Origin of the sequence: Actinoallomurus sp. NPDC052308 (genome assembly GCF_040679195.1) — a bacterium.
Lineage (GTDB): Bacteria > Actinomycetota > Actinomycetes > Streptosporangiales > Streptosporangiaceae > Actinoallomurus > Actinoallomurus liliacearum.
The window spans coordinates 68,746-95,314 of sequence record NZ_JBFAUM010000031.1 but is presented as its reverse complement, the minus strand read 5'-3'; the positions used below and the strand labels follow the sequence as shown (position 1 = coordinate 95,314).

Here is a 26,569-nt window from a genome sequence, read left to right as displayed (position 1 = left end):
CGCCGGGTCGGCGCGGCCGATGAGCCGCCCGCCCGCCAGGAGCGGCATCGTGAAGTAGCCGTGCACCGGCGCGGCGCCGTGTACGGCACCCGGTCAGGCGCTGGGGGCCGCGACGAGCCTCTCGAGCTCGCCGACGACCTGGGCGGGGGTGGGCTGCTCGGCCAGCTCCCGGCGCAGCCGCTCCGCGGCGGTGTGGTGCGCGGGGGTCGCCAGCAGCTCGGTGAGCCCATTCCGGATCGGCTCCGCGTCGTCGCACCGGGCGGGCAGGACGACCGCCGCGCCGGCCTCCCCGGCCCGCGCCGCGTGGCGTACGTGGTCGGGCAGGCAGGGGATGAGCAACATCGGCAGACCGTTGGCGACGGCGGTCAGGATCGTGCCCGCCCCGCCATGGCCGACGACCAGGTCGCATTCGGGCAGCAGCAGGTGCAGGGGCGCCGACTCGACGACCCAGACCTCGCGCGGCAGTTCGCCGAGCAGTTCACGCTGCGCGGAGGTCACCGCCACCACCACGTCGACGTCGAGGCCGGCGATCGCCCGTGTCACCTCCCCGGCGAGGAAGAGCCGGCGATCGACCCGGGCCGGGGTCGTGCCCCAGGTCACGCACACGCGCGGGCGGCCGGAGCGTGCCGACGGCCGCGGGAACGTCCCCGGACCGTTGAACGGCGTGTAACGCATCGGCACCCGCCGCGAGGCGACGGGGACCTGGAGCCCGGCGGGGCAGGGGTCGACGGTCGCCACCCCGGACAGGTCGACGTCACCGAGCCCGAGCTTGCGGCGCAACGGGTCGAGCGCCTCGGCGAGGAAGGGACCGGCGGCGCCCAGCAGATCGGTCCCGTACAGGTGCCGGACCGCCGGGACGCCCAGCGCGGCGGCCGCGAGCGGCCCCGCCATGGCGGTCGGCTCGTACACGACCAGGTCCGCCTGCCAGGTCCGGCCGAGAGCGATGAGGTCGTCCACCATCGACTCCGCCAGGGCGGCGAACAGCCCGAGGACACGCGGTCCGCCTCGGGGTCTTGCCCCGCCGGCCGGTTCCGCCGGCGGCAGGGCGATGTCCCGGAACGCGGCCAGGGCGTCCACGTCATGTCCGACCGGAACCACCGGCAGACCCGTGCGCCGCACCGTGTCGAGGAGTGCGGGCTGGGTCGCCACGAGTACGTCATGGCCGGCCGCCCGGCACGCCCACGCGAGCGGAACCATCGCGTACAGGTGTGACGGCCAGGCCCAGGTAGTGAAGATCACGCGCATCCGCCCATGTCACCACCTGCCGCTGGGCGACGGCTCTAGGCGGCCTCAAGCCTCCGGAGGGAGAGCGTCACCGGCCCCTGCGGCTCGAGCGGGCCTGGAGCGGGCCGGCGCCCGTCACTCGGGGACGGCGCCGGTCTGGGGCGCTGTCACTCGGGGACGGCGTCGCTCGGGGACTGCGTCGGTCGGGGCACCGTCACGTGAAGGCGACGGTCAGCCCGACCACGGTCAGCGCCGTCACGGCGAAGCCGGTCCGCAGCAGGTGCCATCTGCGCCACAGCGGCCGCGGGTCCGGCCAGTCCGCCGGGATGTCGCGCGAGTCCAGCGCCTTCACGGCACGGTTGATCGGCACGTTGCACAGGTGCGAGACGCCGGCCACTCCGAGCAGGAGGGCGGCGGAGACGGCGAACATCGTGCGCGGCACCGGGGCGGACACCAGGAAGGCCAGGACGGTCGCGATGATCGTGGAGGTCAGCACGATGATCGGCATCGTCGGGTCCCAGTTGCGGCCCAGCGCCCGGTGGGCGTCGACGTACTGGTCCGGCGGCATGGACAGCAGCGCGGGGAGCGTGCTCACCGCGACGGCGAACATGACGCCCGCGACGGTCCCGCTGCCCAGTACGAGCAGCGCGGTGAGGATGTTCGTGACCAACGTGACCGCCTCACATCGATGCCGACCAACGGACGTGCATCACCGTGCCGTGGAGGCATGGAACGTCGCTCGACGGCCACTGGACCAGCGCCGGGCGCGGCGGCGGCCCGCGCGGCCGACGAGCCCACTCGACGGTGCGAGGGCGGAGCCGGAGGTCATGCTCATGGATCCCGGCGGTTCGCGCGCGCCCCCGGTGCCGGGCGCTTCGAGCCGGGACCAAGTGGCTCGCGAGAGCGCGTCGCCACGATGGTGGCCGGGCCAGAGAAAGGAACCGAACGTGGCCGACATCACGATCAAAGACGCCGAGTTCCTCCGGATCATCATCCACGGCACGACGGCATTCGAGCTCCTGCGCACGGGCCTCGAGTTCGACCTCTTCGAGAAGCTGGAGAACGCCGGTGGAATGACCATCGAGGAGACGGCGCAGAGCCTCGGTGTCGAATACCAGCCGGCCCGGATCCTGCTCCTCGGCCTGTGCTCGATCGAGCTGCTGAAGAAGGACGGCGACAAGTACGTCAACAGCGCCATCATCCGTCGCAAGATGCTGAAGTCCAGCCCGGAGTTCCTCGGCCCGCTGGTCGACATCCAGGCGGAGATCATCAACCCGACGCTCGGGGACTACGCCGAGGCGACCCGGCAGTTCACGAACGTCGGCCTCCGGCACCTGGACGGCCCGGGCGAGACGCTGTACGAGCGCCTCACGACCCGCCCGGAGCTGCAGAAGGTGTTCTACGACAACATGGGGGACGCCTCTCACAAGGCGTTCTCGCAGGTCATGGACAGGTTCGACTTCTCGGCCCTGCACCATGTCGTCGACATCGGCGGCGGTGACGGCACCAACAGCATCGAGCTGGCCAAGCGCTACACGGACCTCGAGGTCACGGTCTTCGACCACGAGAAGGTCATCGGGATCGCGGAGCGGAACGCCGCCGACGCCGACCTGAGCAAGCGCGTGCACACCTTCCCGGGCAACATGCTGCACGACCCGTTCCCCGAGGGGATCGACGGGATCATGTTCTTCCACATCTTCGAGATCTGGTCCCTCGAGCGGAACACCGAGATGCTCCGCAAGTGCTACGACGCGCTTCCGGAGGGCGGCGCCTGCCTCGTCTACAACTTCGTCTCGAACGACGAGGGCACCGGTTCGGCGACCGCCGGCTTCATGTCGCCGTACTTCATCACCCTGGCCTCCGGTGAGGGCATGGTCTACTCGCCCAACGACATGGAGGCCGCCATCCGCGCGGCCGGCTTCTCGCGCGTCGAGCGCTACGACGGGATGAAGTTCAGCCACGCCCTGGTCGTCGGTTACAAGTAGGCCGCGGACAGGCGTCGCCTGCGTCCGGAAGGCATGGTCGGCCGCGCGTTTCCCCAGGTGGCCGACCGGGTGCACGGATGGCGGTTCGCCGACTCTGGAGGACACATGGCACGTGACGGGCAGGTACCGTGGCCGCCGTCTCTGATGGCGGAGTACACCGCGAAGGGCTACTGGCGGGGCGTGGCGCTGGGCTCGCTGGTGGGCGAGTGGGCCGACCGGTACGGCCCTCGCACGGCTCTCGTCGACGGGGACCGGCGGATCGCCTACACGGAGCTCGCCGCGCTCGTCGACACGGTCGCCGTGAACCTGGTCGATCTCGGGCTGCGGGACGGCGACGCCATGCTCGTCCAGCTCCAGAACTGCTGGGAGTTCGTCGTCACCACGCTCGCCGCGATCCGCGTCGGCGTGGTGCCGGTGATGGCACTGCCCACCTACCGGGAGCGGGAGCTGACCCACCTGGCGGCGCACGTGGAGGCGGCGGCGATCGTGGTCCCCGCGGTCTGGCGCAGGTTCGACTACCAGGACATGGCGCTGCGGTTGACGGACTCGCTGCCGCATCTCCGCCATGTCCTGGTCGTCGGCGACCCCGTCTCGCCCCGCGCGATCGGGCTGCACGGTCTGCTCTCCGCGGAGGGCGACGCCCAGACGCGCGGGAAGCTGCTCGACGACCTCGCCCCCCGGGCGACCGACGTGGCCCTGATGCTCATGTCGGGCGGGACCACCGGGCTGCCCAAGATGATCGCCCGGACCCACAACGACTACGAGTACAACGCCCGGCGCAGCGGCGAGGTGTCGGGCCTCGGCCCCGAGACGGTGTACCTCACCGCGTTGCCGGTGGGGCACAACTTCCCGCTCGGCTCGCCCGGTGTCCTGGGCACGTTGATGGTCGGCGGTCGCGTCGTGCTCCTGCCGAGCCCGGAACCCCGTGCCGCCTTCGCCGCCATCGAGCGGGAGCGGGTGACGGTCACCTCGGCCGTGCCCGCCGTCGTGCAGCGCTGGCTCGAGTACTACGAACCCGGTCGGCACGACCTGTCCAGCCTCGAGCTCGTCCAGGTGGGCGGCGCGCGGCTCGCGCCGGAGGTCGCCCTCCGGGTGACGCCACGGCTCGGCTGCCGGCTGCAGCAGGTCTTCGGGATGGCCGAAGGGCTGATCAACTACACCGGCCTGGACGACCCCCCGGACGTCGTGGCGGAGACCCAGGGGCGCCCGATGTGCCCCGACGACGAGATCAGGATCGTCGACGACGACGGGGCCGACGTGCCGGAGGGGCTGCCGGGGGAGCTGCTGACGCGCGGCCCCTACACCCCCCGGGGATACTTCCGCGGCGGTGTGCACAACGTGCAGTCGTTCACCCCTGACGGCTGGTACCGCACCGGCGACGTCGTCCGGCTGCACCCGAGCGGCAACCTCGTCGTGGAGGGCCGGAAGAAGGACCTGATCAACCGGGCCGGCGAGAAGGTCTCCGCCCAGGAGCTGGAGGACGTCCTGTACGGCCTCCCGTGGGTCGCGCGGGCGGCGGTCGTCGGGGTGCCGGACGACGAGGTGGGGGAGCGGGTCTGCGTCTGCGCGGTGACGCGTTCCGGCGCCGAACCCGGTCTCGCCGAGGTCCGCGCGGAGTTCGCGGACCGGGGCTTCGCCCTCTACAAACTTCCGGAACGGATCGAGTTCTTCGACGAGCTGCCGCTCACCGACATCGGGAAACCCGACAAGAAACGACTGCGTGTGCTGCTCGCGGAAAGACAGAAGGCCTAGCATGCTGACAAGCCGGGAATATCGCGAACTAACGGTGGTATCGGCTAACGATCCGATCGCCACGGCGGCACGGCTTACCCAGAGCGGAATCTGCCGCGACTACATGCTCTACGAACGGAACGGCACAGTCGCGCTCGCGTGCGGAGCCGCCGGGGAGATCACGGCGACCACGAGCCAGGTCCGGGTCCGATGGGGCGGCGAGGAACGGCTCCACCCGGCCGGCGACATCATCGAGACGGTCTCCCGCGTGCTCCGCGACGCGCCCTTCCCCGCTTGGCGCGCGTACGGCTGGACCGCCTTCGAACTCGCCTACGCGACGGCGGGCTGGAACGAGGCCGTCGGCGACGAGCGGCTGCTCCACCTCGTCATCCCCGAGACGGAGGTCGTCATCTCGGCGGAGCAGACGGTCGTGCGCTCGCTCGACGACGGTCAGCTGCTGCTGATGGCCGCCCTCGTGAGCGAGCAGGAGCACGGCTCCGCGCCGGCGTCCGGCGGCCCCGCCACGCTCGACGTGGCGTCCTCGGGTGAGGGCTACCGCAGGGCGGTCAGGTCCGCCATCGAGGAGTTCCGGGGCGGCAGGCTGCAGAAGGTCATCCTCTCCCGGCTCGTGCCCGTCGACTTCGGCGTCGACCTGGCCGGCACGTACGTCGAGGGCCGCCGGCGGAACAACCCGGCCCGCTCCTTCCTCTTCGACCTGGACGGCTTCCGCGCGGTCGGCTTCAGCCCGGAGACCGTCGTCGAGGTGGAGGCCGACGGTCACGTCGTCACCCAGCCGCTGGCCGGAACGCGGGCCCTGACCGACGTCCCGGCCGAGAACGCGCGACTGCGGGCCGACCTGCTCAGCGACGCGAAGGAGATCTACGAGCACTGCATCTCCGTCAAGGTCGCCTACGACGAGCTCTCGGTCCTGTGCGAGCCGGGAAGCGTCGCGGTCGGAGAGTTCATGGCGGTCAAGGAGCGCGGCACCGTACAGCACCTCGGTTCCACGGTCACCGGACGGCTCGCCCCCGGTCACACCCCATGGGACGCCTTCCGGACCGTCTTCCCGGCCATCACGGCCTCCGGGATCCCCAAGACCGTCGCGTACGAGTGCATCCACCGTCTCGAGACGGAACCACGAGGGCTGTACGGCGGCGCCGTCCTGACCCTGAGCTCGGCGGGCGACCTGGACGCCGCGCTGGTCCTCCGCACGGCCTTCCAGCAGGGCGACCGGACCTGGCTGCGGGCCGGCGCGGGCATCGTCGAGCAGTCGACCCCCGAGCGGGAGTTCGAGGAGACCTGCGAGAAGCTCCGCAGCGTGGCCACCCACCTGGTACCGGCCGCCGCCCACGACACCGCACCCGCGACGCTGTGATGGCGAGGCGCACAGTGATCATCGAGTTGGTAGACCACGCCGACCACGAGGACGCCGAACAGCTGGCGGCCCTGTTGAGGAGCCGGGGCGGCAGCCCGCACATCGTCCGCTGGCCGGGGCGGTGGCTGATCCTCGAGACGGCCCAGGACATCGACGAGACCTGGCTCCGGCAACTGCCGATCGTGGCCAGGGTCGTCGGCTCCACCGACCCGCACCCGCTCAGCGGCAGGAAGTTCCAGAGCGTGTCCACGATGATCGAGGTGGGCGGCCGGTGGATCGGCGACGGCACCTTCCTCGTGATCGCCGGCCCGTGCGCCGTGGAGAGCCGCGAGCAACTGGCCGCGACGGCCGCGGTCGTCACCTCGGCGAAGGCGTCGATGCTCCGCGGCGGCGCGTTCAAGCCCCGGACCTCGCCGTACAGCTTCCAGGGGCTGGGCGTGCGGGGCCTGGAGCTGCTCGCCGAGGAGCGGCTGCGCTCCGGCCTGCCCGTGGTGACCGAGGCGATCCAGCCGAAGGACGTCGAGACCGTGGCGGAGTACGCCGACGTCGTCCAGGTCGGGGCGCGCAACATGCAGAACTACGCGCTGCTCGGGGAGGTGGGCCGGTGCGGGCGTCCGGTGCTGCTCAAACGCGGCCTGGCGGCGACCATCCAGGAGTGGCTGCTGGCGGCCGAGTACGTGATGAACGCCGGCAACCCGCAGGTGATGCTGTGCGAGCGGGGCATCCGTACGTTCGAGACCGCGTCGCGGTTCACCCTGGACCTGGCGGCCGTGCCGATCGTGAAGCGGCTGAGCCACCTGCCGATCATCGTCGATCCCAGTCACTCCGCGGGACGCGCCTTCATGGTGCCCTCCCTGACCCTGGCCGCCGCGGCGGCCGGCGCGGACGGGGTCATCGTCGATGTGCACAATGACCCGGCGAGCGCCCTCTGCGACGCGGACCAGGCCCTCAGCTCGGAGGAGTTCAAGAGCACGATGGTCGATCTGGAGAGGGTCCTGGCCGTGCTGGGTCGCCACGTCGCCTGAGCGGCCCGGCACTCGAGCCGCCCGTCAGACCGGCCGCCGTCACACCGAGCGGCCGGCCTGACGCCGAGTGGCCGGTCTGACGCCGAGTGGCCGGTCTGACGCCGAGTGGCCGGTCTGACGCCGGCGTGAGCGGCCGGTCCCGCCGGCCCTGCCTCCTGCCCGGTCCGCCAAGCCTGCTTCCTGCCCGATCCGCCCGGCTTGCCTCCTGTCCGGCTTCGCCTGGCCCAGGTCTCACTTCCGCGCCGCGCGTTCGGCGGCCGCGATGTCGTCGTTGACGAGCCGGACCAGGTCCGCCGGGGTCACCGTCCTCGCCACGGTGTCATCGCCGAGCAGCACGTTGAGCCTCCGTTCGATCCTCGCCGCGACCTCGAGTATCCCCAACGAGTCGTATCCGAGCTCGGCGAGGGGAATGTCGGCGATGTCGCCGCTCAGGCCCGCCCGCTGCCCGGGGCGCGCGCACTCGTACAGGACGCCGACCAGGTCCTCCATGGTGAACACGCGCACGGCAGGGGCCTCTCTCTCGCGGCTGAGGGCGGTCTGCTGGCTCACGGGCCCGGCGTGCCGGAGGCGACGGGACGCGCCGGCGGAGGCCGGCGCCGTCGTGCGTGCCACGTTGCCTCCGGCGACGAGAGGTCCGTCGGCAGCATCCGGGACGGCGCTCAAGGCACGCTCGAGCGCGGCGATCCGGCCCCGGCCACGCTCGAGCGAGGGCGCTCGAGCGGCCGAGGGGATCGCCGTGGTTCGAACGGAGAGCGGGTCTCAGCGACGTCCCGCGCGACGGCTCTCAGCCACGCCCATCGGACGCCTGACGCGGGTGTGCGGCCGGCACCGCCTCCAGGATGTGGAAGAGCGACGTCGTGTGGTCGGCGGAGTCCGGGGTGACCCTCGTGATCTTGCTGAGGCTGAGCCCCGCCTGGGTGAACAGCCGCTCGTACTCCGCGAGCGTCCGTTCCCGGCCCTTCACCGTGACCATCAGCGAGATGTCGAAGATGCACGCCGGCAGCACGTCGGACGCGCTCTGCGTGCCGATGTCCTCGGGCATGAGCGTCGTCACGACAACGACGCGCCCGCGCGCGGTCATCGCGGTCCGGCAGTTGCGCAGGATCCGTACGCAGGAGTCGTCGTCCCAGTCGACGAGGATGTTCTTGAGCAGGTAGACGTTCCCGCCGGCGGGAACGGACGCGAAGAAGTCGCCGGCGACGGTCGCGCAGCGGTCGGCGACTCCGGCCCGGCCGAGGACCTCGGGTGCGGCGCTGATCCCGCTGGCGGTGTCGAACACCGTGCCGCGGGCCCGCGGGTTCGCCTCGAGGACGGCCGCGATGTGCGTGCCGTTGCCGCCGCCGATGTCGATGATGTGCTCGGCGTCGGGGAAGCTGTAGTGCCGGGCCAGCTGGGGGATCTGGCTCCGCGTTCCGGACGCCATGGCGGCGTGGAACAGCCTGGCGAGTTCGGGCTCTCGCTCCAGATGGTCGAAGATGCCGACGCCGTACGCCTGGTCGAAGGCCGTCTCACCGGCCCGTACGGCGTCCGCGAGGCCGCCCCACGCCTTCCAGATCGGCGCGGCGGAGTTCAGCAGCATCAGGCTGTTCGCCTCGACCGGCGAGTCAGTGCGGAACATCCCGCCCATCTCCGTCAGTTCGAACTTCTTGCCGTCGGACATGGTCAGCAGGCCGACGGCGGCCGCCGCCCGCAGCAGGCGGAACAGCGCGGCGGGGTCGGCGCCGGTCGTGGCGGCGAGCTCCTCGGCCGTCGCCGCGCCGTCTCCGATCGCGTCGGGAACGCCCAGGCGAGCCGTCGCGGCCGCGATCTGGAAGACGGCGAAACCCAGCATGGGGACGAGTGCCGCCTGCGAGTTGAGTGCCGGCGATGAGGTGGTGGACCTGGGCATACGGCTCTCCTTGGTAGAGATGTCTCCCCGTACAGTGCAGATGGTCGCTTTCGAGCGCGGCTTGAAGAGCGTTGGGGCGGCTGCCCCCGAGGGCGGCGCACGGCCCGGGGCGGAGGCGGGAGCCGTGCGCGCCTCGCCGGTCGCCCGCCGTCGCGGCCACGTCCCGGCCGCGGCGCCGTCACCCGGATACGGCCGGCATCCGGGATATAGCGGTCCGCGAGCGGGGCTTGAACGCCGCCTGCGAGTCTTCGACACCGCGATACCGCAAGGGTTGGCCGGCTCGGGACGGGAGCGACACCATGGGCACCTCAGCCAAGGACGATCACGAGGCTCACTCGCGGAGGCAGCGTGGGGGAGTGCTGTTCGAGCAGATGGGGATCGACCTGTACCCGCATCCCCACCTGGGCTTCACCCTTCCCCCGGGACACCGCTCGGCCGTGATCAACACCGACGGAGAGGGCTTCCGGATCTCCGACTCGCCGTTCGGCCCGGTCGGCAGCGAGAGCTGGCTGGAGGCGGGCGGGGGAGACCTGCTGCTCGGCAGCTCGGTGGCCTTCGGCATGGCGGCCGGCTCGGACGGCGCCACCCCGGCGTCCCAGCTCGCGACCCTGACCGGCCGGAGATGGCTGAACCTCGCGGTGATCGCGGCCAACTCCCTGCAGGAGCTGATCGCCGCCATTCCGTACCTGCACGCCGCCTCGACGGTGGTCCTGTTCAGCGGGTTCGGCAACTACATGGCGGTGATGCGCACGCGCAGGTCGCCGGGCAGCGTGTTCGGCCCGATCCTCTACGAGGGGACGTACGCGAAGCTGACCCAGGTGCCCCTGTTCGACCTGGCCGAGCTCGCCTCCGGGCGGATGCCCGAGGACTTCGAGGCCGCGACCTCCGGGCCGCCCGAGGAGGAGACCGACCTGTCGACGATCGGCGCTCGGGTCGAGACGGCCGCCAGGGTCCAGCTGCGCGACCTCACCTTCCTCGCCCGGGCCGCCGACCCCCGTACCAGGATCGTCTTCTGCCTCCAGCCGTGGGCGTCCCCCCGTACGCGTGACCTCACGCCCGAGGAGCTGACGCACTACGACTTCCAGAAGTCCTCCTGGGGGGTTCCCAACGAGGTCCTGGAAGAGCACCTCGACCCGTTCGCCGCCATGCTCGCCGCGGGCTGCGAGCAGCTCGGAGTCGAGTTCTTCGAGATGAAGGCGGACGAGTTCGTCGGGACCTGCTTCCTCACGAACGGGATCCTCACGGACGAGGGCAACCGGCAGGCGGCGCAGATCATTCACCGGTACCTGAGCGAGACGCCGGCCGTCCGGCGCCGTACGACCGTCGGCTGACGAGGACGCCGGCGCGCCGGTCTCCGGACCGCGCCCGCTGAGAAGGGCGGCGGCGAAGAGGGCCGCCGCCGGCAGGCCCGGGACCCTCCGGCCTGCCGGGTCCCGCCGGCCGCCAACGGCGCCGGCCGGCCGGACCCGGTGGCGCGTGCGCCGCCGTCGCCCGCTCGCCACGGGCCCGGGACGGAACGGCTCCACCGCCGTTCCACCAAGGCACGGATCACCAGGGAATCGCCGCCAGGGAAGAACGGAGACCCGAACATGACGACCGAGCCCACCGAATCCGCGGAACTGGACCCGCGGATCGTCCACGCGCAAGAGGCGTACACGCCGCGCAATCTCCAGATCTACGACAAGCTGGTCATCGGGCTGTTCTGCTCGCTGGTCTGGCGCTGCCCGGCCCGGCACATGCGCCGGCTCTACAACGCCTCGGTCGGGAACCGGCACCTCGACATCGGGCCCGGCACCGGTTACTTCGTCGATCACTGCCGTTTCCCGACCCCGAATCCGGAGATCACCCTCCTCGACCTCAACGAGGAATGCCTCCGGGCCTCATCCGAGCGGCTCGCCCGGTACAACCCCAAGACCTGCCAGGCCAACCTGATGAACCCGCTGCCGCTCCCGGGCGGGCACTTCGACTCGGCCGCGATGAGCCTCGTCTTCCACACCATCCCGGGCGGCTGGGAGAAGAAGGGCGTGATCCTGAAGCACGTCGCCGAGGTTCTCCGGCCCGGCGGCACCTTCTTCGGCACCACGGTGCTCTGCGAAGGCGTCCCCATGAACCGGCTGACGGCCCATCTGATGGTCGCCCAGCACGAGCGCGGCAACTTCCAGAACCAGGGCGACGACCAGGCCGGACTCGAGCGCCAGCTCGCGCGCTACTTCCCGAAGTACCGCGTGCTGATGCGGGGGACCGTCGCGCTCTTCCAGGCCACCGCCGGCTAGTGACCAGGAGGGGAACGCACATGACGACGTACGGCAGCGGCAGGCGAAGACGCGGGGGACGGTGCGGCTCGTGAGGCTTGGCGCGATCATCGAATGGACTGAGGACCTGCCGGCGTTCCGCGGCCTGATGCGCCTGGCGGACGAGCTCGGCTACGACGTGCTCGGGGTCGGCGACTCACCGTTCCGGGCCCAGGAGCTGTTCGTCTCCATGGCGACGGCGGCGCAGGAGGTCCGGAACGCCACCCTGGCGACGACGGTCACCACACCGATCATCCGCCATCCGACCATCACCGCGTGCGGCGTCTCCTCGTTGCATGAGCTGACGGGCGGGCGCGTCGTCCTCGGCGTCGGGAACGGCGGCAGCGCCATGCGCGCCCTCGGCCGGACCAAGGGGTCGACCCGGCAGGAGGTGCGCGAGTTCGTCACGGCCGTCCGCGCGATCCTGAACGGCGGGAGCGCGTACGTCGACGGGTACCACACCGAGCCCCTGGGCCGAAGCTACGCGGTGCCGATCTTCATCGCCGCGGACCATCCCAAGAGCCTGCAACAGGCCGGGGAGATCGCCGATGGCGTGATCATGGCGGTCGGGATGTCCGTCGAACACGTCGAGGAGAAGATCGCGATCGTCCGGGCCGCCGCGACGGAGGCCGGGCGGGACCCCGACGCGATCGACATCTGGGGGTTCACGTTCGCCTCGATCGAGGACGACCGCGCGCAGGCGATCGCGGCGATCGGACCGTCCCTCGCCTCGATCGCGGGCTGGCGGCTGCGGCCGGCGCACATGCGCGCGAAGCTCCCGCCCGCTCTCCTCGGCGCGGTGGAGGAGATGGAGCGCCGGTACGACCCCTCCGACTTCGTCGTCGGGGGGAAGAACGTGCGGCTGCTCGAGCGGCTGGGACTGGTCGACCTGGCCGCGGGCATCGGCGCGACGGTGGGTGACGTGGCCGAGACCGAGGCGCATCTGAAGCGGCTCGAGGCGATCGGCGTGTCCTGTGTCCTCGCCACGCTTCCGTCCCACCTCGACCCGGCGGGGACACTCCGGCGGTTCGCCCGGGCGGGGGCCCTCCGTGCGCCCGCCGTGGCGGAGTCGTCGGCCGACGTGCGGGGCCCCACCTTGGCGTAGGTCGTCCGGGTGCCACGACGACGGCCCGGCCGCTTGTGATCATGAGCGGCCGGGCCAGGTCGGGCCACCGGCCGAGGCCGATCAGTCGTCCCAGACGACCGGGAGGGAGTGCACACAGTAGAGAACCGTGTCGTCGGCCATCGGGATCTCCTCGGCCGGCACCGCGAGACGCAACGTCGGCAGCCGGCGGAAGAGCGCGGTCAGCGCGACCTTCATCTCCGTCCGGGCGAGGTGGGCGCCGAGGCACTGGTGCACCCCGTGGCCGAAGGCGATGTGAGGCGTTCCCGAGCGGTGGATGTCCAGCCGGTCCGGATCGCAGAGGAATCGCGGGTCACGGTTGGCGGCCGCGATCGAGGCGATCACGGTCTCACCGGCGCGGATCACCTGGCCACCGATCTCAAGGTCCTCCTTCGCCTTGCGGGTCACGCCGAACTGCACGATGCTCAGGTAACGCAGCAACTCCTCGATCGCGCCGTCGATGAGCGTCTCGTCCGCCTTCAGGTCCGCCAGCTGGCCGGGGTGCTGAAGGAGGACGAAAGCGCCCAGGCCCACCATCCCGGCGGTCGTCTCCAGCCCGGTGAGCAACAGCAGCGCCGCGATGTTGACCACCTCGGTGTCGCTGATCCGCGTCTCACCCTGGAGCAGGCGGCTGATGATGTCGTCGCCCGGCCGGCGGCGCTTGGCCGCGACGAGTTCGGCCATGCTCCCGTAGAGGCCGACGCGGGCGTCGCGCAGCTCGTCGACCCCGGCGCTGAGCGACAGCAGCGTCGCGACCTGCCGCTGGAAGGCCGGGCGGTCGGCGACCGGCACCCCCACCATCTCGCCGATCACCGACGAGGCCATCGGACCGGCGAAGCCGGTGACCAGGTCGGCCCGGTCGCCCTGAGCGATGAACGCGCTCAGGTGCTCATCGACGATCTCCCGGATCCGCGGCGTCAGCTCCCGCATCGCCTTACGGGTGAAGTAGGGGCTCACCAGCCGGCGGTACCGGCTGTGCTCGGGCGGGTCGAGGGCGGGGAACGTCCCCGGGGGCACGACCAGTTCCTCGTTCGGGAGCGGGAGTTCGGCCGCGGGGGTCACCTGGACGAGCGGCGGGCTGAACCGCTGGTCGGCCAGCGTCGCACGAACGTCCTCATACCGTGTCACCAGCCAGCCGATCTGCCCACCCGGAAGCTGGAGCCGGCTGATCGGCCGCTCGGCGAGCAGCCACGCGTACTCGTCCGGCGGATCGAACGGGCAGCTTCGCTTCGCCGGCAGTGTCATCGGGTCGGGGAGGAGTGTGGTCACAACAGGCACCATCCTTCTTCGCGTGGCACCGGTGCGGTGCCGTGGGATCGTCGGTTCGAGACGGATCGGCCGGCCATCGACCGCGCGCACGACGAGAGCCCACCGAGGGAACGCCTACGGCGCCGACGACGCCGAATGTTGCGAACAAGTGTGTGATCTTGACTTCTCGGCGCGCTCGAAGATCAATGCACGGTCAAGGGACACGTCTCCTCGCGCGGCTCGAGTGATCGTCCACGGCGCCGTGGCACGATCGTGCCGCCCGCGTCGGCGCCGTACGGGCGACCGGCCGGGGTCAGTGCGTCGCGGATCCGGGCGCGCGGCGCGTCCTCCGGCGTGGCCGGTCGCCCGGGCGGACCTGGAGGAAGCCGATGCCCACGACGATGACGGCGGTGGTGGCCAGGCGGTACGGCCCACCCGGTGAGCTGAGGGTCGAGGATCTGCCGGTCCCCCGGCCCGGCCCGGGGCAGATCCAGGTACGGGTCCGGGCCGCCTCGGTGAACCCCGCCGACGTCTGGAACCTCAGCGGCGTCATGCGCGACCTGCTCCCCCTCGCCTTCCCGCTCGTGCCCGGCGGTGACTTCGCGGGCACCGTGACCGAGACCGGCGCCGGCGTCACCCGGTTCGCCGTCGGGGAGGAGCTGTTCGGGGTCGGGTTCCCGCGCACCATGGCGGAGATCGCCGGTCGGGTCTCCGCGCCGCCGTCCCTGAGCACGGGCTCCAGCGCCGAGTACGCGGTGTTCGAGGCGGACACCCCGGCGCTCGCGGTACGCCCGCGGGAGCTGGCCGCCGAGCACGCCGCCACGCTGCCCACCGTGGGCCTCGCGGCCCTGGCGATGTTCCGCGCGGGCGGGTTCCGAGCCGGTGAGACCGTCCTGGTCGTCGGCGCGGCCGGGGGCGTGGGCGGGGTGGCGATCCCGCTGCTGGCCGCCGCCGGAGCGCATGTGATCGCGACCGCGCTGCCCGAGGACGAGCGGTACGTCCGGGAGCTCGGCGCCGCGGAGGTGATCGACTACCGGTCGGCGGACCCCGTGGCCGAGACGCTGCGGCTGCACCCCGGTGGGGTGGACGCGCTGGTGAGCCTGGTGCTGCCGGGCGACCGCCTGACCGAGGCGAGCCGGGTCCTGCGGCCGAACGGCCGCGTGATCAGGTTCGCCACCCCCAACTTCGCGCCCACCGAGCTGCGCTCCGACCTCCGCGACGTCGGCTTCCACGCCTTCGCCCACGCCGGCGACCTCGACCGGCTGGCGGCCGCGGCGGCCGAGGGCATCCTGCCGTGCACCATCAGCCGCCGGTACCTCCTGAAGGAGGGACCCCGGGCCTACGCCGACCTGGCGGGACGGCACACCCGCGGGAAACTCGTCATCGTCATGCCCGACTCCGCCTGACGACGACCCTCGTACCGGCGGCCCGCCTGACGGCGGGCCCCGCACCGGCGGGCCCCGCACCGGCGGGCCCCGCACCGGCGGGCCCCGCACCGGCGGGCCCGACGTCACGCGCGGGCGGTCATCCCCACACGGCTTTGGCGATGCGGTCGGCCTGGCCCACATCGGTGACGCACGGGATGAGGATGAGCTCGTCGCAGCCCGACGCCTCGTACCCGTCGGCGAACTCACGGAGCTGCCGCTCGTCGGTGAGCATGCTGCGCACGGCCATGTCCGCCTTCGGCCCGGCGAAGGCGTAGTACTCGGTGAGGTAACGTCCGGCGGCTTCGCGGGCGTCCGCGCCGAGCGCGACGTAGGCGATGGCCAGCATCCGCGGTTCGCCCGTACGGCCCGCGGCCTGCCAGGCCGTACGCGCCCGCTGGGCGAGCGCGTCGTAGCCGGACGCCGAGCTGCCGCCGGCGATCCAGCCGTCACCGTAGGTGGCCGCCCGCCGCATGGCCGCCTCGGAGTGCCCGCCCACGATCAGCGGCGGACCGCCGTTCACGCAGGAGGGGCCCGGCACCAGTCCGGGCGACGCCGTGCCCGCCCAGAGCCGCCGGAGCTCGCCGAGCAGGTCGTCGAGCCGGCGGCCCCGCCGGTGGAACGGCGTCCCGCACGCCTCGTAGTCGTCCTCCCGCGGGCCGGCCGCCACGCTGACGACGAGGCGGCCGCCGGAGAGCCGGTGCAGGGACGCGAGCTGCTTGGCCAGCACCGCCTGATCGCCGCGGTAGGCGGCGATCAGGATGCTGGTGGTCAGCCGGATCCGGCTCGTCGCGCCGGCGGCGGCCGCCAGCGTGATCAGCGGCTCATAGGAGTCGTACATGAGCCGGTCCAGCACGCCGAGAGAGGAGAAGCCGAGGTCCTCGCCGCGTTTCGCCCACGCGAGGAGCTCGTCGCCGCCGGCACCGGGGATGGTGGTCGGCAGCCCGATCCCGATCTCCACGCCGTCACCCGCTCACGGGGTGGGTGTCCACCGACAGCTGGGAGACGGAGCGCATGACCGAGTTACGGAAGTACTCCTGGAAGCCCGCCTCCGTCGAGGTGTCGCGCTTCTCGGCCAGGTACGGCGCGAGCTTCTCCTCCAGGAGGTGCACGCCCTTCTGCCGGCCCATGTGCGCGGCCACCGCACGGAAGTCGCCCTCGTAGTGGATCACCCGGACCATCACGTCGTCCTTGATGAACACGGCCGTGCCGAGGAGACGGCCGGCCTTCTCGCCGTCCGGGTCCCGGAAGACGGGCGTGTCCACCCGCTGGAAGCCCGCGAAGATCTCCGCGATCTCGTCCTCATGTCCGGGAACGACCCGGTAGGTGATGGCGGCGAACGGCATCAGACACCTCCGTCGATGTTGAGCGTGGCACCGGTGATGTACTGCGATGAGTCACTGGCCAGGAACAGGACGGCCGGGGCGACGTCGGCGCTCGTGCCCAGCCGGCCCAGCGCGGTCACCGCGCGGATCGCGTCGGCGACCGGAGGCGGCGGTCCACCGCCGGGCTCGGTGACGATGACGCCGGGCGCGATCGTGTTGACCCGGATCCCGCGGCGACCCAGCTCCCTGGCCAGCGACCGGGTCAGTCCGAGGATCGCGGTCTTGGAGGCGCCGTAGTGCGCGCTCTCCGGTCGTCCCCGCATTCCCGCGGACGCCCCGATGTTGATGATCGAGCCGCCGTCCGCGAGCAGTCCGAGGACGGCCTTGGTGACCAGGAAGGTGCCGGTCAGGTTCGCGTCGAGGACCCGCCGCCATTCCTGCGCCGACAGCTCCCCGAACTTCGCCCGGCCGTCCACGCCGACGTTGTTGACGAGCGCGTCGAGCCCGCCGAGGGTCTCCCGGCAGGCCTCCGCGAGCGCGGAGGCACCGGCGGGTTCGGTGACGTCGGCCTGGACCAGGCGGTGGTCGCCGCCGAGTTCCTTCAGCTCGCGGGCGAGGCTGTCGGCCGCCTCACCGGGCGTGCGATGGCAGGCCACGACCCGGGCGCCGGCCCGGGCGAAGGCCAGTACGGTCTCCCTGCCGATGCCCCGGCTGCCGCCGGTCACCAGCACGCGCTTGCCGCGCAGTCCGAGATTCATGGGACCTCCGTCGGGTGGGGCGGTTCATACGACGAACTCCGGCCCGACGCTGCCCCGGTCCTCTCGCGGTGGGCTGGAGACGCACTCGCGACGCCGGTCGCGCGGCGCGGGCTCAGGTGGTGCGAGTTCAGGCGGTGAGGGCCCGAGCGGTGCGGGTTCACGCGGTGCCCGACGCCGGCGCGGCCGCGCCCGCACCGGTCATCGCGTAGACCACGTGCATGGTCGTCATCGAGCCGCCCGAGCGGTACGGGTGCAGCTTCGTCCGGTGCGCGAGGTGGGTGTCGCTGTGCTCGAACTCGCGGAACCGCGGCTCGTCGGTCCAGTCGCTGACGATGTAGTAGACGTTGTCCTCTTCGTCGCTCCGGGACAGCCACTGGCCGATGTTCGCCGGATGGTCCGTGACCGCCTTGCCGACGGAATGCCAGGTCTGCTCGAACTCCTGCTCCATCCCCTGGTGGATCTGCATGCGCAGCATGACGCGGAACATCGACTGCGGCTCTGACATGGTTCCTCCCTGGTGCGGCCGCTCGACGCGCGTCGCGGCCACGGTCATGGGCCCTCCTTCGTCGGAGGGGCGACTCGTAGGGGCTGTGGTGTTCGGGCTCAGCGCGTGCCGCCGGCGGTGTGGATCACCTCGCCGTTGACGTTGCCGTTCGCCGCGGAGCCGAGGAAGACGATGACGCGCGCGACCTCCTCCGCGGTGGTCAGGCGGCCGCTCGGGGTGTCGCGGGTGACGCGTTCCAGGAGTTCCGGATCGACCGCGTCGAGGCTCTCGGTCACCGTGCCGCCGGGCGCGACCACGTTGACGAGCACCCCGTCCCGCGTCCACATCAGGCCCCGGGCGAACCCGTGCAGCGCCGCCTTCGAGGCGCTGTAGAGCTCCGATCCGGGGTTCCCGTGCTCCGCCGTGACCGAGGACAGCAGGACGACCCGGCCCCAGCCACGCGCTCGCATGCCGCGCAGGGCGTACCGGACCGTCCACATGTGCCCCTCGGCGTTCTCGCGGTAGCGGGCGAGCCAGTAGTCCATCGGGAAGTCCTCGTACGGCGGGATCTCCGCCGGATCGATCCACTCCCACGTCTGGGCGTTGGCCACGACGACGTCCACTCCGCCCCAGCGTTCCTCGACGGCGCGCACCGCCGCCTCGATCGAGTCGGGGTCGGCGAGGTCGAGCCGGACCGCGCAGGCCCGGCTCTCGCCGCCGAGCTCGTCGACCAGGCTCTTGGCCGCCGCGTCCGAGGCGTGATAGCCCACGGCGACGCGGGCGCCCTCCTCGCCGAAGAGCCGTGCCGTCGCACGGCCGATCCCTCGGGTGGCGCCCGTGACGAGCACGCGCTTGTCCGCCAGACCTAGATCCATCGGCACATCCCTACGGCTGTGGGCACGTCGGCCGCCAGGGTGCGCCGCCACGCTCGAGGACGGCTTAACGAGCGGCCGCCCTGATCGCGGGGCCGGACGCCCTCGTGTCGGCTTCGAGGGCGACTCCACGCTCCGCCGTTACCGTCCGGCCGATGTTCCGCGCCGTGGAGGAGGCAGGCCGATGCTGCACGAAGAGCTCCGGACGATCCGGGATCCGGTACTGCGCAAGGTGCAGGACCACCCGTTCTGGTCGGGCCTGCGCGACGGCTCGCTGCCGGGTGAGGCACTCGCGTACTTCGTCCGGCAGGACACCGCCTTCCTGCTGCCCGCCTACGCCCGCGCCCTGGCCCGGTGCGCCGCGGCCGCCCCGGACGACGCGGCCGCGCTCCTGCTCGGCCAGTCGGTCGTCGGCACCCTGGAGGCCCGCGACGAACTGCGCGCCGCCTACACGTCGTTCGCCGCCGGGCACGGCCTGCCCGCGCTCGACGAGGGGAGCGCGGTCGCCCCCGCCACCCACGCCCACGCGTCGTTCTTCGGCGCGGCCACCGCCACGTCGTTCCACGCGGGGCTGGGCGCGCTGCTGCCGATGGTGTGGTTCAACCACGAGGTGTCCGACCGGCTCAAGGACGGCGTGGTCGCCGGATCCCGGTACGCGGACTGGAGCGTCACGTACCACCCCGGCGACTCCTACCAGTACGCGGTCCGCGCGTTCCTCGACCTGGTGGACCGGGCGGGCGAGGAGTGCTCCGCCGCGGAGCGTCGGGTCATGGTCGAGCAGTTCTCCATCGGCGCCCAGTACGAATGGGACTTCGCCGAGTCCTGCCTGCGGCAGGGCTCTTGGCCGATGTGAACGCGACGCCGAGGATCGTTGCCGGAATCCGCCGAGAAAGGTGGCCATTGGCATGAGCGTGCAAGCCCCGATTCCCTACCCCTTCGAGTGGACCCCTCCGATGCAGGTTCCCGACGGTCTGCGGGGGCTGCGGGAGAAGGCACTCGTCCCGGTCAGGCTGCCCAGCGGTGACACCGCGGTCATGGTGACCCGCTACCGGGACGTCCGGAACCTGTTCTCCGACTCCCGGCTGAGCAAGAACGTGGCCAGGCCGGACGCGGCGCGGATCTCCGCCGACAACAAGCTGTTCGTCGACCCGCGGGTCGACGCCGACCCGCCCGCGCACCTCCGGGTCCGCGGCCTGGTCACCAAGGCGTTCACCGCGCGCCGGGTCGAGGCGCTGCGTCCCTTCGCGCAGGAGGTCACCGACGACCTGCTCGCGAAGATGGCGGAGGGCCCGCAGCCCGTCGAGCTGAACGAGGCGCTGGCCTTCCCGCTGCCGATCATGGTGATCTGCCGGCTGCTCGGGGTGCCCAGCGAGGACCGGGACAAGTTCCGCCGGCTGGTGGACGGGTTCCTCTCGGTGACCAAGCTGCCGCCGGAGCAGGTCGAGGAGTGCCGTCAGGGCCTGTGGAGCTACCTGGGCGAGCTGATCGAGCGCAAGCGGGCGCACCCGACCGACGACCTGATCGGTGGTCTGATCAAGGTCCGGGACGAGGACGACAACCGGCTCTCGGAGTTCGAGCTGCACTGGTGGACGCAGAGCCTGCTCATCGCCGGCTACGTCACCACGGCGAGCCAGATCGGCACCGGCACCGCGGTGCTGCTGCACCGTCAGGACCTGGTCCGCGAGATCCAGAACGACTACTCCCTGGTCGAGTCCGCCGTCGAGGAACTGCTGCGGACCCAGATCATGGGATCGTCGATCGGCACCCTGCGGTACGCGCTGGAGGACATCGAGCTGTCCGACGGGACCGTGATCGAGAAGGGGTCCAGCGTCCTGCTCTCCGAGGAATCGGCGAACATGGACGAGACGGTGTTCACCGATCCGTTCTCGCTCGACATCCGGCGCCCCGAGAACCACCACATGACCTTCGGGTCCGGCATCCACTACTGCGCCGGCGCGGCCCTGGCCCGCATGGAGCTGCAGGTCGCCACCGAGAGCCTGCTGCGCCGGTTCCCGGCCATCCGCCTCGCGATGCCGGTCGAGGACATGCCGCGCGCGGTCGGCGGGTTCATGGAGGGCTTCAGCGAGGTTCCGGTCGTCTGGTGACCGGGACCTCCGAGCGACGGCACGCGACCGTGCCGGTAGGAGGACGAGAGATGGCCGTTCGGGACATCGACCTGATGGATCCCACGGTGTTCAGCGATGGCATCCCCTACGACTACTTCCGCCGGCTCCGGCACTCCGACCGGCTGCCGCTGGCCCGGGACACCGACGGCCAGCCGTTCTGGTACCTGACCCGGCACGAGGACGTCGCCCGGGTCTCCCGGGACAACGAGACCTTCGCCTCCGGCCCGACCACCATGACGTCGGTGCGGAAGGCCGACATCACCGACCCGGTGATCACCTTCCTGGACGGTCCCGCGCACACCCGCATGCGCAAGCTGGCGTTCAAGGCGTTCGCCCCGGCGCGCATGGCCCTGCTCAAGAAGCCGATCCGGGGCATCGTCGACTCCCTTCTCGCCGAGGTGGTGGAGAAGGGGGAGTTCGACCTGGCCGAGGACGTCGCCCTCCGGCTGCCGTTCCAGGTGCTGGCCGAGCTGCTCGGCGTCCCGGAGCCCGACCGGGACGTCGTGATCGACTGGGCGCGGCACACGGTGAACCTCGGCGATCCGGAGTACGACCTCGCGGCCGGCGAGGAGGACGTCTTCGACAGGCTGCTGGGCTACTTCCGTGACCTCGCCGAGGCCCGGTCCCGGCAGCCGGCCGACGACCTGTTCTCCATCCTCCTGGCGGCCCGGTTGAAGAGCGACCGGATCAACCTGCCCGACCGGCTCAGCACCGAGGAGATCGCGGTCTTCGCCACCACGCTGATCACGGCGGGCAGCGAGACCACGTACTGCTCCGTCTCCGGCGCCGTGCTGGCGCTGCTGGAGTTCGGCGACGAGCTGGCGAAGCTGCGGGCCGACCGGAGCCTGATGCCGACCGCGGTGGACGAGGTCCTGCGCTGGGTGACCCCCGTCACCCACTTCGCGCGCAACGTCGTCCGCGACACCGAGATCGGCGGCCAGCCGATCGGCGCGGGGGAGCGGGTGGTCATGTGGTACACCTCCGCGAACAGGGACGAGGAGGTCTTCGCCGACCCGGACCGGTTCGACGTGACCCGCTCGCCGAACCCGCACGTCACCTTCGGCGGCGGCGGCCCGCACTTCTGCATCGGGAACGGGCTGGCGGTGCTGGAGCTCACCCAGTTCCTCGACGCCGCGATCGACCTGCTGCCGCGGATGGAGATCACCGGCACGCCGGTGCGCCCCGAGAGCAACTTCATGAACTGCGTCAAGCACCTGCCCATGCGCTACCGCTGACGCGGCACGGTGCCGGCCGAACCCCAGGGACGTGGACCGATGACGGAGAAAGACGCGGTGGCCGCCGGGCGCACCGCCCTGATAACCGGGGCCAACCGCGGCATCGGCCGCGCGGTCGCCGCCGAGCTGTACCGGCGGGACGTACGGGTGGTCGTGACCGCGCGGAACGCCGAGGACGCGCGGGTCACCGCCGCCGACCTCGGCCCCGGTGCCCGGGCGGCGCGGCTCGACATCACCGATCCCGACAGCGTCAAGGAGGCCGCCGAGCAGGTGGGACCGGTGGACATCCTGGTGTGCAACGCCGGGGTGCTGCTGGACGCGGGGACCGACCCCCTGTCGGTCCCGCTGGAACTGGTCGAGGAGACGCTCCGCGTCAACCTGCTGGGCACCTGGCGGGTGGCGCAGGCGTTCGTGCCGCCCATGGTCCGGCGGGGCTGGGGCCGCGTAGTGATCATCTCCAGTGGGACCACCACCGAGTTCGGCGGCCGCCTGTTCGCCGCCGCCCCGGGGTACTCGGTCTCGAAGAGCGGGCTGAACGGCCTGGCCGCCATGCTCGCCGAGCAGACCGCCGGCTCGGGCGTCCTGGTCAACGCGGTGAATCCCGGCCGGCTGCGCACCCGGATGATGCCGAACCAGCCGAACCCTCCGGAGGTGGCCGCCCCGTTCATCGCCGACGCGGCGACCCTTCCCGCCGACGGTCCGACCGGTGGGTTCCTGACGGAGAAACGCGGCCCGGGCCGAGCCTGAGGGCACGGGAAGGAGAGAGCGTGAAATTCGACTTGTCCGGCAAGAAGGCCGTCGTCACGGGGGCCAGCCACGGCATCGGCCTGGCGGTGGTCCAGGCGCTCGCCTCGGTCGGCGCGGACGTGATCGGCGGCGCCCGGAGCACGAGCGAGGCGCTGCTGACCGCCACGCCGCACGCGGTCGAGGTTGACCTGGCCACGCCCGACGGGCCGCGTACGCTCGTCGAACGGGCGCTGGCCGAGTTCGGCGGCATCGACATCCTGGTGAACAACGTCGGCAACGGGGTGAAACTGGCGCAGGGCTTCCTCGACACCGACGACGACGTCTGGCAGCGCACCTTCGAGCTCAACCTCTTCAGCGCCGTACGGGCGACCCGGGCGGCGCTGCCCAGCCTGATCGAGCGCAAGGGCTCGATCGTCAACATCGGGTCGGTCAACTCGAGAATCGCCGACCCCCGCCTGGTCCACTACTCCGCGGCCAAGGCCGCGCTCACGAACCTGAGCAAGGCCCTGTCCGCCGAGTTCAGCCCGCTCGGGGTCCGGGTCAACACCATCACCCCGGGGCCGACGCGGACCCGGATCTGGACCAAGCCGGAGATCACCACGAAGCTGGGACTCTCCGAGGAGGAGTTCATCGAGCGGAACGGCCTGAGCACCGGCACGATGATCGAACCGACCGAGATCGCGGCGCTGGTCGTGCTGCTGACCTCCGGGGAGGTCCCGAGCGTCACCGGATCGGACTACCTGATCGACGCCGGCATGGTGAAGACCCTCTGACCCACGACAAACCGCGGCCCCCGCCACCGGCGGGGGCCGCGGTTTGTCGTGGTCAGGCCCGGTCCGCCGGGACGGGGGAGTACCGCTCCGCGATCACCGCGGCGTCCCTGTCGCCGTCACCGGTCCGTACGACGTCGGCGTACCGGTCCGCCGCACAGGCGGTGACCGGGAGCTCGATCCCGTGTCGCGCGGCCTCGCCCGCGGCGAGACGGAGGTCCTTCTCCATCAGCACGCTGCGGAACGCCGGCGGCTCGTACCGGCGTGCCCGCACCAGTTCGGCGCGGAACGCCAGCGTCGGCGAGCTGAATCCGCTCTTGGCCAGGGCGGTGAGGAAACCGTCGCGGTCCAGCCCGGCGGCGTCGACCAGCGCCACCGCCTCGGCCAGCGCGGCGACCTGGTTGCCGAGGACGAGGTTGAAGGACAGCTTGAGCACGGCCGCCGAGCCGGCCGGGCCGACATGCGTGATCTCCTGGCCGAGCGCCTCGAGGACGTGACGGACCGCCGCGACGTCCTCGCTCCGCCCCGCAGTGAAGATCCGCAGCTTCCCGGCCCGCGCCATGTCGGGGTTGCCCAGCACGCACGCCTCCACACGCCGGACACCCGTCAGCGCCAGCCGCTCGGCCGCCTCGGCGGCGTAGGCCGGTGACACGGTCGAGGTGTCCACGATGATGGCGCCCGGACTCAGCGCGTCCCGTACCTCGCCGAACAGGACCTGCTCGACCGCGTTCTCGTCGCTGAGGCTCAGCACGACGATCCGGGCGCCGCGTACGGCCTCCGAACTCGACGCGGCGACCCGCGCGCCCGCCTCGGCGAGCGGGGCGGCCTTGGCCGCCGTGCGGTTGTAGACCACGATCGGGAATCCGGCGGCCCGCAGCCGTCCGGCCATGCCGCCGCCCATGCCGCCCAGGCCGATGAACGCCACACTCTCGTTGCTCATGAGGGTCACCCTTCGATCGCGCGCGTCGGCGCGTCAGATCACCACGTCCACGTCGTAATGCGTCAGCCACCGGTTGAAGTTCAGCAGCATCTCGATGTTCATGCGGCTCGCCCAGTCGTACGCGATGCCGCCCTCCAGCGTGCGCCGCACCGCCTCCAGGTCGGTGAACGGCAGGACCGGCGAGGCGCCGTCCCGGACCAGGGCGGACAACTCGTCGTACAGCATCTCGGTGTACGCCGGGTCCTGGGTGACCGGCCAGGGGCTCTTCGTGCGCTCCAGCACCGACGCGGGCACCAGGTCGCGCACCGCCGCGCGCAGGATGCTCTTCTCCCGGCCGTCGAAGGTCTTCATGCTCCACGGGACGTTGTAGAGGTACTCGACGAGGCGGTGGTCGGCGTACGGCACCCGCAGCTCGAGGCCGTGCGCCATGGACAGCCGGTCGCCGCGATCGAGCAGCATGGGCAGCCACCGGGTGAGGGTCACGTAGCCGATCGAGCGCATCCGCCGTTCCAGGTCGTCCTCGCCGTCCTGGTGCGGAGCCTCGGCCACGGCCTGCTGGAAGGAGTCCGCGTAGTAGCGGTTCATGTCGATCTTTTCCATGAACCCGGTGTCGAACAGGGCCCGGCCCAGGCCCTTCGGCGAACCCGGCTGCAGCGTCTCGTTGACGACCCAGGGGAAGACGTCGGCGTTCACGCACTCGGGCTTGTACATCCAGTTGTATCCGCCGAAGATCTCGTCCGCGACCTCGCCGGCGACCGCCACGGTGGAGTGCCTCTTGATCTCCCGGGAGGTCAGGTAGTTGGAGACGTCCATGTCGCCCAGCGCGGTCGGCATGTCCTGGGCGACGAGCACCGCGAGCCGGGTGTCGACGTCCATCAGCTCCTGCGGCCGCAGCCTGATCACGATGTGATCGGCGTGGACGAGCCGCGCGACCTCCGCCGCGAACGGTTCGTCCGGGGAGAACCGCACGTCGTCGGGCTCGAACTTCTCGGCGTAGTCGTTGTACGTGGTGACGAACGTCCGGACCCGCTCGCCTTCGAGCTTCCACCGCCACATCGAGGCGATGGCGGTCACCGCGCTGGAGTCGACGCCGCCGGACAGCGCCGTGCACAGCGGGACGTCCGACTGCAGTTCGCGGAGCACGATGTCCTCGAGCAGCGACCGGACCTCGCGGACGGTGGTGTCGAGGTCGTCGGTGTGCGGGCGCGCCTCCAGCGCCCAGTAGCGCCGCTCGACCACGCCGCCGCGGTCGACGGTCAGCGTGTGGCCCGGCCGGACCTCCGCCATGTCCTGGTAGACGGCCTGGCCCGGCTGCTTGGCGGTCGAGAACAGCTCCCGCAGCCCGTCGGCCGTGACGACCGGGCGGACCTGCGGGTTGGCCAGCAGCGCCTTCGGCTCGGAACCGAAGATCACGCCTTCGGGCCGCCTGCTGTAGAAGAGGGGCTTGACGCCCAGCCGGTCACGGACCAGGACGAGCCTCTCGCGGCGGATGTCCCAGACCGCGAAGGCGAAGATGCCCTCGAGCCGTTCGGCGCAGGCGACGTCCCACTCCAGGTACGCGCGCAGTACCACCTCGGTGTCGCTCCTGGTGCGGAACCGGTGCCCGCGTGCCGTCAGCTCGCTGCGCAGCTGTTTGAAGTTGTAGACCTCACCGTTGTACACGATCACCGCGACGGGCCTGCCGTCCTCCTCGACGGTCAGCGGCTGCGCGCCGCCGGCCAGGTCGATGATGGAGGTACGGGTGTGCCCCAGCCCGATATGGGTGTCCAGCCACAGGCCACGGTCGTCGATCCCCCGGCCGGCCAGCGTGTCGGTCATCGCGAGCAGCGTCGGCCGCTGCCCTCCCACATCCCGCCCGAAGTCCAACCAGCCGGCGATGCCGCACATCCGCGTCTCCTTCACTCGATTGGCGGAGCTTGCAGCATGATGCGGCGCGCGCATCCAGGCGGGTTCGACGACCGGTCCAGCCGGAACCGGGTTCGCGCCGCCGGCGGACGT

25 protein-coding genes are annotated in these 26,569 nt (G+C 71.6%); 13 read left to right on the top strand and 12 right to left on the bottom strand.

Annotated elements, in window-relative coordinates; all coding sequences use genetic code 11:
* Positions 1-93: 93 nt before the first annotated feature.
* Positions 94-1,245: a nucleotide disphospho-sugar-binding domain-containing protein gene (locus tag AB0L00_RS39615; protein ID WP_364442736.1), complete on the bottom strand. Its 1,152-nt coding sequence runs from the start codon at positions 1,243-1,245 to the stop codon at positions 94-96.
* Positions 1,246-1,438: 193 nt separating this feature from the next.
* Positions 1,439-1,894, bottom strand: coding sequence for a DUF1772 domain-containing protein (locus AB0L00_RS39610; RefSeq protein WP_364442734.1), 456 nt, complete (start codon positions 1,892-1,894; stop codon positions 1,439-1,441).
* A 277-nt stretch (positions 1,895-2,171) separates the two neighbouring features.
* Here AB0L00_RS39610 and AB0L00_RS39605 point away from each other — a divergent pair, with 277 nt between their 5' ends.
* From AB0L00_RS39605 to aroF, 4 genes are all read left to right on the top strand, one after another.
* Positions 2,172-3,209, top strand: a complete 1,038-nt coding sequence (locus AB0L00_RS39605) for a methyltransferase (RefSeq protein WP_364442732.1) — start codon at positions 2,172-2,174, stop codon at positions 3,207-3,209.
* Between the two features lie 144 nt (positions 3,210-3,353).
* Positions 3,354-4,961: an AMP-binding protein gene (locus tag AB0L00_RS39600; RefSeq protein ID WP_364442730.1), complete on the top strand. Its 1,608-nt coding sequence runs from the start codon at positions 3,354-3,356 to the stop codon at positions 4,959-4,961.
* Position 4,962: 1 nt separating this feature from the next.
* Positions 4,963-6,315, top strand: a complete 1,353-nt coding sequence (locus AB0L00_RS39595; protein ID WP_364442728.1) for a salicylate synthase — start codon at positions 4,963-4,965, stop codon at positions 6,313-6,315.
* A gap of 14 nt (positions 6,316-6,329) precedes the next feature.
* Positions 6,330-7,340 (top strand): 3-deoxy-7-phosphoheptulonate synthase, encoded by a 1,011-nt coding sequence (aroF, locus tag AB0L00_RS39590; RefSeq protein WP_364442727.1) that lies wholly within the window; start codon positions 6,330-6,332, stop codon positions 7,338-7,340.
* Between the two features lie 231 nt (positions 7,341-7,571).
* Here the strand turns inward: aroF and AB0L00_RS39585 are convergent, their stop codons facing one another.
* On the bottom strand, positions 7,572-7,952 hold the full coding sequence (locus tag AB0L00_RS39585) for an acyl carrier protein (protein WP_364442726.1): 381 nt from the start codon (positions 7,950-7,952) through the stop codon (positions 7,572-7,574).
* Positions 7,953-8,124: 172 nt separating this feature from the next.
* Positions 8,125-9,228 (bottom strand): methyltransferase, encoded by a 1,104-nt coding sequence (locus AB0L00_RS39580; protein ID WP_364442724.1) that lies wholly within the window; start codon positions 9,226-9,228, stop codon positions 8,125-8,127.
* A gap of 299 nt (positions 9,229-9,527) precedes the next feature.
* On the opposite strand from AB0L00_RS39580, the gene AB0L00_RS39575 reads away from it, so the two are divergent.
* The 3 genes from AB0L00_RS39575 (at position 9,528) to AB0L00_RS39565 (ending at position 12,624) form a co-directional block, all read left to right on the top strand.
* Complete coding sequence (locus AB0L00_RS39575; RefSeq protein ID WP_364442723.1) at positions 9,528-10,559, top strand: hypothetical protein; 1,032 nt, start codon at positions 9,528-9,530, stop codon at positions 10,557-10,559.
* A 258-nt stretch (positions 10,560-10,817) separates the two neighbouring features.
* Positions 10,818-11,501: a class I SAM-dependent methyltransferase gene (locus tag AB0L00_RS39570; RefSeq protein ID WP_364442722.1), complete on the top strand. Its 684-nt coding sequence runs from the start codon at positions 10,818-10,820 to the stop codon at positions 11,499-11,501.
* 70 nt (positions 11,502-11,571) lie between these two features.
* Positions 11,572-12,624, top strand: a complete 1,053-nt coding sequence (locus AB0L00_RS39565; protein ID WP_364442721.1) for an LLM class flavin-dependent oxidoreductase — start codon at positions 11,572-11,574, stop codon at positions 12,622-12,624.
* An 81-nt stretch (positions 12,625-12,705) separates the two neighbouring features.
* Here AB0L00_RS39565 and AB0L00_RS39560 read toward each other — a convergent pair whose 3' ends face one another.
* On the bottom strand, positions 12,706-13,911 hold the full coding sequence (locus tag AB0L00_RS39560; protein ID WP_364442720.1) for a cytochrome P450: 1,206 nt from the start codon (positions 13,909-13,911) through the stop codon (positions 12,706-12,708).
* A gap of 368 nt (positions 13,912-14,279) precedes the next feature.
* On the opposite strand from AB0L00_RS39560, the gene AB0L00_RS39555 reads away from it, so the two are divergent.
* Positions 14,280-15,296 carry an NADP-dependent oxidoreductase gene (locus AB0L00_RS39555; RefSeq protein ID WP_364442718.1) on the top strand — a complete coding sequence of 339 codons (1,017 nt, stop codon included), beginning with the start codon at positions 14,280-14,282 and terminating at the stop codon, positions 15,294-15,296.
* Positions 15,297-15,414: 118 nt separating this feature from the next.
* Here the strand turns inward: AB0L00_RS39555 and AB0L00_RS39550 are convergent, their stop codons facing one another.
* From AB0L00_RS39550 to AB0L00_RS39530, 5 genes are all read right to left on the bottom strand, one after another.
* Positions 15,415-16,275, bottom strand: a complete 861-nt coding sequence (locus AB0L00_RS39550) for an LLM class flavin-dependent oxidoreductase (protein ID WP_364442717.1) — start codon at positions 16,273-16,275, stop codon at positions 15,415-15,417.
* A gap of 4 nt (positions 16,276-16,279) precedes the next feature.
* The gene (locus tag AB0L00_RS39545) at positions 16,280-16,660 is read right to left on the bottom strand and encodes a SchA/CurD-like domain-containing protein (protein WP_364442716.1); all 381 of its coding nucleotides are present in this window, start codon (positions 16,658-16,660) and stop codon (positions 16,280-16,282) included.
* Complete coding sequence (locus AB0L00_RS39540) at positions 16,660-17,397, bottom strand: SDR family NAD(P)-dependent oxidoreductase (protein WP_364442715.1); 738 nt, start codon at positions 17,395-17,397, stop codon at positions 16,660-16,662. The genes AB0L00_RS39545 and AB0L00_RS39540 overlap by 1 nt, the downstream gene beginning before the upstream one ends.
* Positions 17,398-17,554: 157 nt before the next feature.
* The gene (locus tag AB0L00_RS39535; RefSeq protein WP_364442714.1) at positions 17,555-17,950 is read right to left on the bottom strand and encodes an antibiotic biosynthesis monooxygenase family protein; all 396 of its coding nucleotides are present in this window, start codon (positions 17,948-17,950) and stop codon (positions 17,555-17,557) included.
* Positions 17,951-18,000: 50 nt separating this feature from the next.
* Complete coding sequence (locus AB0L00_RS39530) at positions 18,001-18,756, bottom strand: SDR family oxidoreductase (protein WP_364442713.1); 756 nt, start codon at positions 18,754-18,756, stop codon at positions 18,001-18,003.
* A gap of 181 nt (positions 18,757-18,937) precedes the next feature.
* On the opposite strand from AB0L00_RS39530, the gene AB0L00_RS39525 reads away from it, so the two are divergent.
* Genes AB0L00_RS39525 through AB0L00_RS39505 form a run of 5 tightly spaced genes read left to right on the top strand, consistent with a single transcriptional unit; the run spans position 18,938 to position 23,634 of the window.
* The gene (locus tag AB0L00_RS39525; RefSeq protein WP_364442711.1) at positions 18,938-19,606 is read left to right on the top strand and encodes a TenA family transcriptional regulator; all 669 of its coding nucleotides are present in this window, start codon (positions 18,938-18,940) and stop codon (positions 19,604-19,606) included.
* Between the two features lie 52 nt (positions 19,607-19,658).
* Positions 19,659-20,858: a cytochrome P450 gene (locus tag AB0L00_RS39520; RefSeq protein ID WP_364442710.1), complete on the top strand. Its 1,200-nt coding sequence runs from the start codon at positions 19,659-19,661 to the stop codon at positions 20,856-20,858.
* Between the two features lie 50 nt (positions 20,859-20,908).
* Positions 20,909-22,114: a cytochrome P450 gene (locus AB0L00_RS39515; protein ID WP_364442709.1), complete on the top strand. Its 1,206-nt coding sequence runs from the start codon at positions 20,909-20,911 to the stop codon at positions 22,112-22,114.
* 39 nt (positions 22,115-22,153) lie between these two features.
* Positions 22,154-22,861, top strand: coding sequence for an SDR family NAD(P)-dependent oxidoreductase (locus AB0L00_RS39510; protein ID WP_364442708.1), 708 nt, complete (start codon positions 22,154-22,156; stop codon positions 22,859-22,861).
* A 20-nt stretch (positions 22,862-22,881) separates the two neighbouring features.
* The gene (locus tag AB0L00_RS39505) at positions 22,882-23,634 is read left to right on the top strand and encodes an SDR family oxidoreductase (protein WP_364442707.1); all 753 of its coding nucleotides are present in this window, start codon (positions 22,882-22,884) and stop codon (positions 23,632-23,634) included.
* Between the two features lie 52 nt (positions 23,635-23,686).
* On the opposite strand, the gene AB0L00_RS39500 is transcribed toward AB0L00_RS39505, so the two are convergent.
* Together AB0L00_RS39500 and asnB are read right to left on the bottom strand one after the other, a co-directional pair.
* Positions 23,687-24,571, bottom strand: a complete 885-nt coding sequence (locus AB0L00_RS39500; RefSeq protein WP_364442706.1) for an NAD(P)-dependent oxidoreductase — start codon at positions 24,569-24,571, stop codon at positions 23,687-23,689.
* Positions 24,572-24,604: 33 nt separating this feature from the next.
* Positions 24,605-26,458 (bottom strand): asparagine synthase (glutamine-hydrolyzing), encoded by a 1,854-nt coding sequence (gene asnB, locus AB0L00_RS39495; protein WP_364442705.1) that lies wholly within the window; start codon positions 26,456-26,458, stop codon positions 24,605-24,607.
* Positions 26,459-26,569 lie beyond the last annotated feature (111 nt).

What these genes read in the sequence shown, in the direction of transcription:
- AB0L00_RS39615 (WP_364442736.1), bottom strand. Translation starts at nt 1,245, where the DNA reads ATGCGCGTGATCTTCACTACCTGGGCCTGGCCGTCACACCTGTACGCG.
- AB0L00_RS39600 (WP_364442730.1), top strand. Translation starts at nt 3,354, where the DNA reads ATGGCGGAGTACACCGCGAAGGGCTACTGGCGGGGCGTGGCGCTGGGC.
- AB0L00_RS39595 (WP_364442728.1), top strand. Translation starts at nt 4,963, where the DNA reads ATGCTGACAAGCCGGGAATATCGCGAACTAACGGTGGTATCGGCTAAC.
- AB0L00_RS39580 (WP_364442724.1), bottom strand. Translation starts at nt 9,228, where the DNA reads ATGCCCAGGTCCACCACCTCATCGCCGGCACTCAACTCGCAGGCGGCA.
- AB0L00_RS39575 (WP_364442723.1), top strand. Translation starts at nt 9,528, where the DNA reads ATGGGCACCTCAGCCAAGGACGATCACGAGGCTCACTCGCGGAGGCAG.
- AB0L00_RS39570 (WP_364442722.1), top strand. Translation starts at nt 10,818, where the DNA reads ATGACGACCGAGCCCACCGAATCCGCGGAACTGGACCCGCGGATCGTC.
- AB0L00_RS39555 (WP_364442718.1), top strand. Translation starts at nt 14,280, where the DNA reads ATGCCCACGACGATGACGGCGGTGGTGGCCAGGCGGTACGGCCCACCC.
- AB0L00_RS39545 (WP_364442716.1), bottom strand. Translation starts at nt 16,660, where the DNA reads ATGCCGTTCGCCGCCATCACCTACCGGGTCGTTCCCGGACATGAGGAC.
- AB0L00_RS39540 (WP_364442715.1), bottom strand. Translation starts at nt 17,397, where the DNA reads ATGAATCTCGGACTGCGCGGCAAGCGCGTGCTGGTGACCGGCGGCAGC.
- AB0L00_RS39535 (WP_364442714.1), bottom strand. Translation starts at nt 17,950, where the DNA reads ATGACCGTGGCCGCGACGCGCGTCGAGCGGCCGCACCAGGGAGGAACC.
- AB0L00_RS39530 (WP_364442713.1), bottom strand. Translation starts at nt 18,756, where the DNA reads ATGGATCTAGGTCTGGCGGACAAGCGCGTGCTCGTCACGGGCGCCACC.
- AB0L00_RS39525 (WP_364442711.1), top strand. Translation starts at nt 18,938, where the DNA reads ATGCTGCACGAAGAGCTCCGGACGATCCGGGATCCGGTACTGCGCAAG.
- AB0L00_RS39520 (WP_364442710.1), top strand. Translation starts at nt 19,659, where the DNA reads ATGAGCGTGCAAGCCCCGATTCCCTACCCCTTCGAGTGGACCCCTCCG.
- AB0L00_RS39515 (WP_364442709.1), top strand. Translation starts at nt 20,909, where the DNA reads ATGGCCGTTCGGGACATCGACCTGATGGATCCCACGGTGTTCAGCGAT.
- AB0L00_RS39510 (WP_364442708.1), top strand. Translation starts at nt 22,154, where the DNA reads ATGACGGAGAAAGACGCGGTGGCCGCCGGGCGCACCGCCCTGATAACC.
- AB0L00_RS39500 (WP_364442706.1), bottom strand. Translation starts at nt 24,571, where the DNA reads ATGAGCAACGAGAGTGTGGCGTTCATCGGCCTGGGCGGCATGGGCGGC.
- asnB (WP_364442705.1), bottom strand. Translation starts at nt 26,458, where the DNA reads ATGTGCGGCATCGCCGGCTGGTTGGACTTCGGGCGGGATGTGGGAGGG.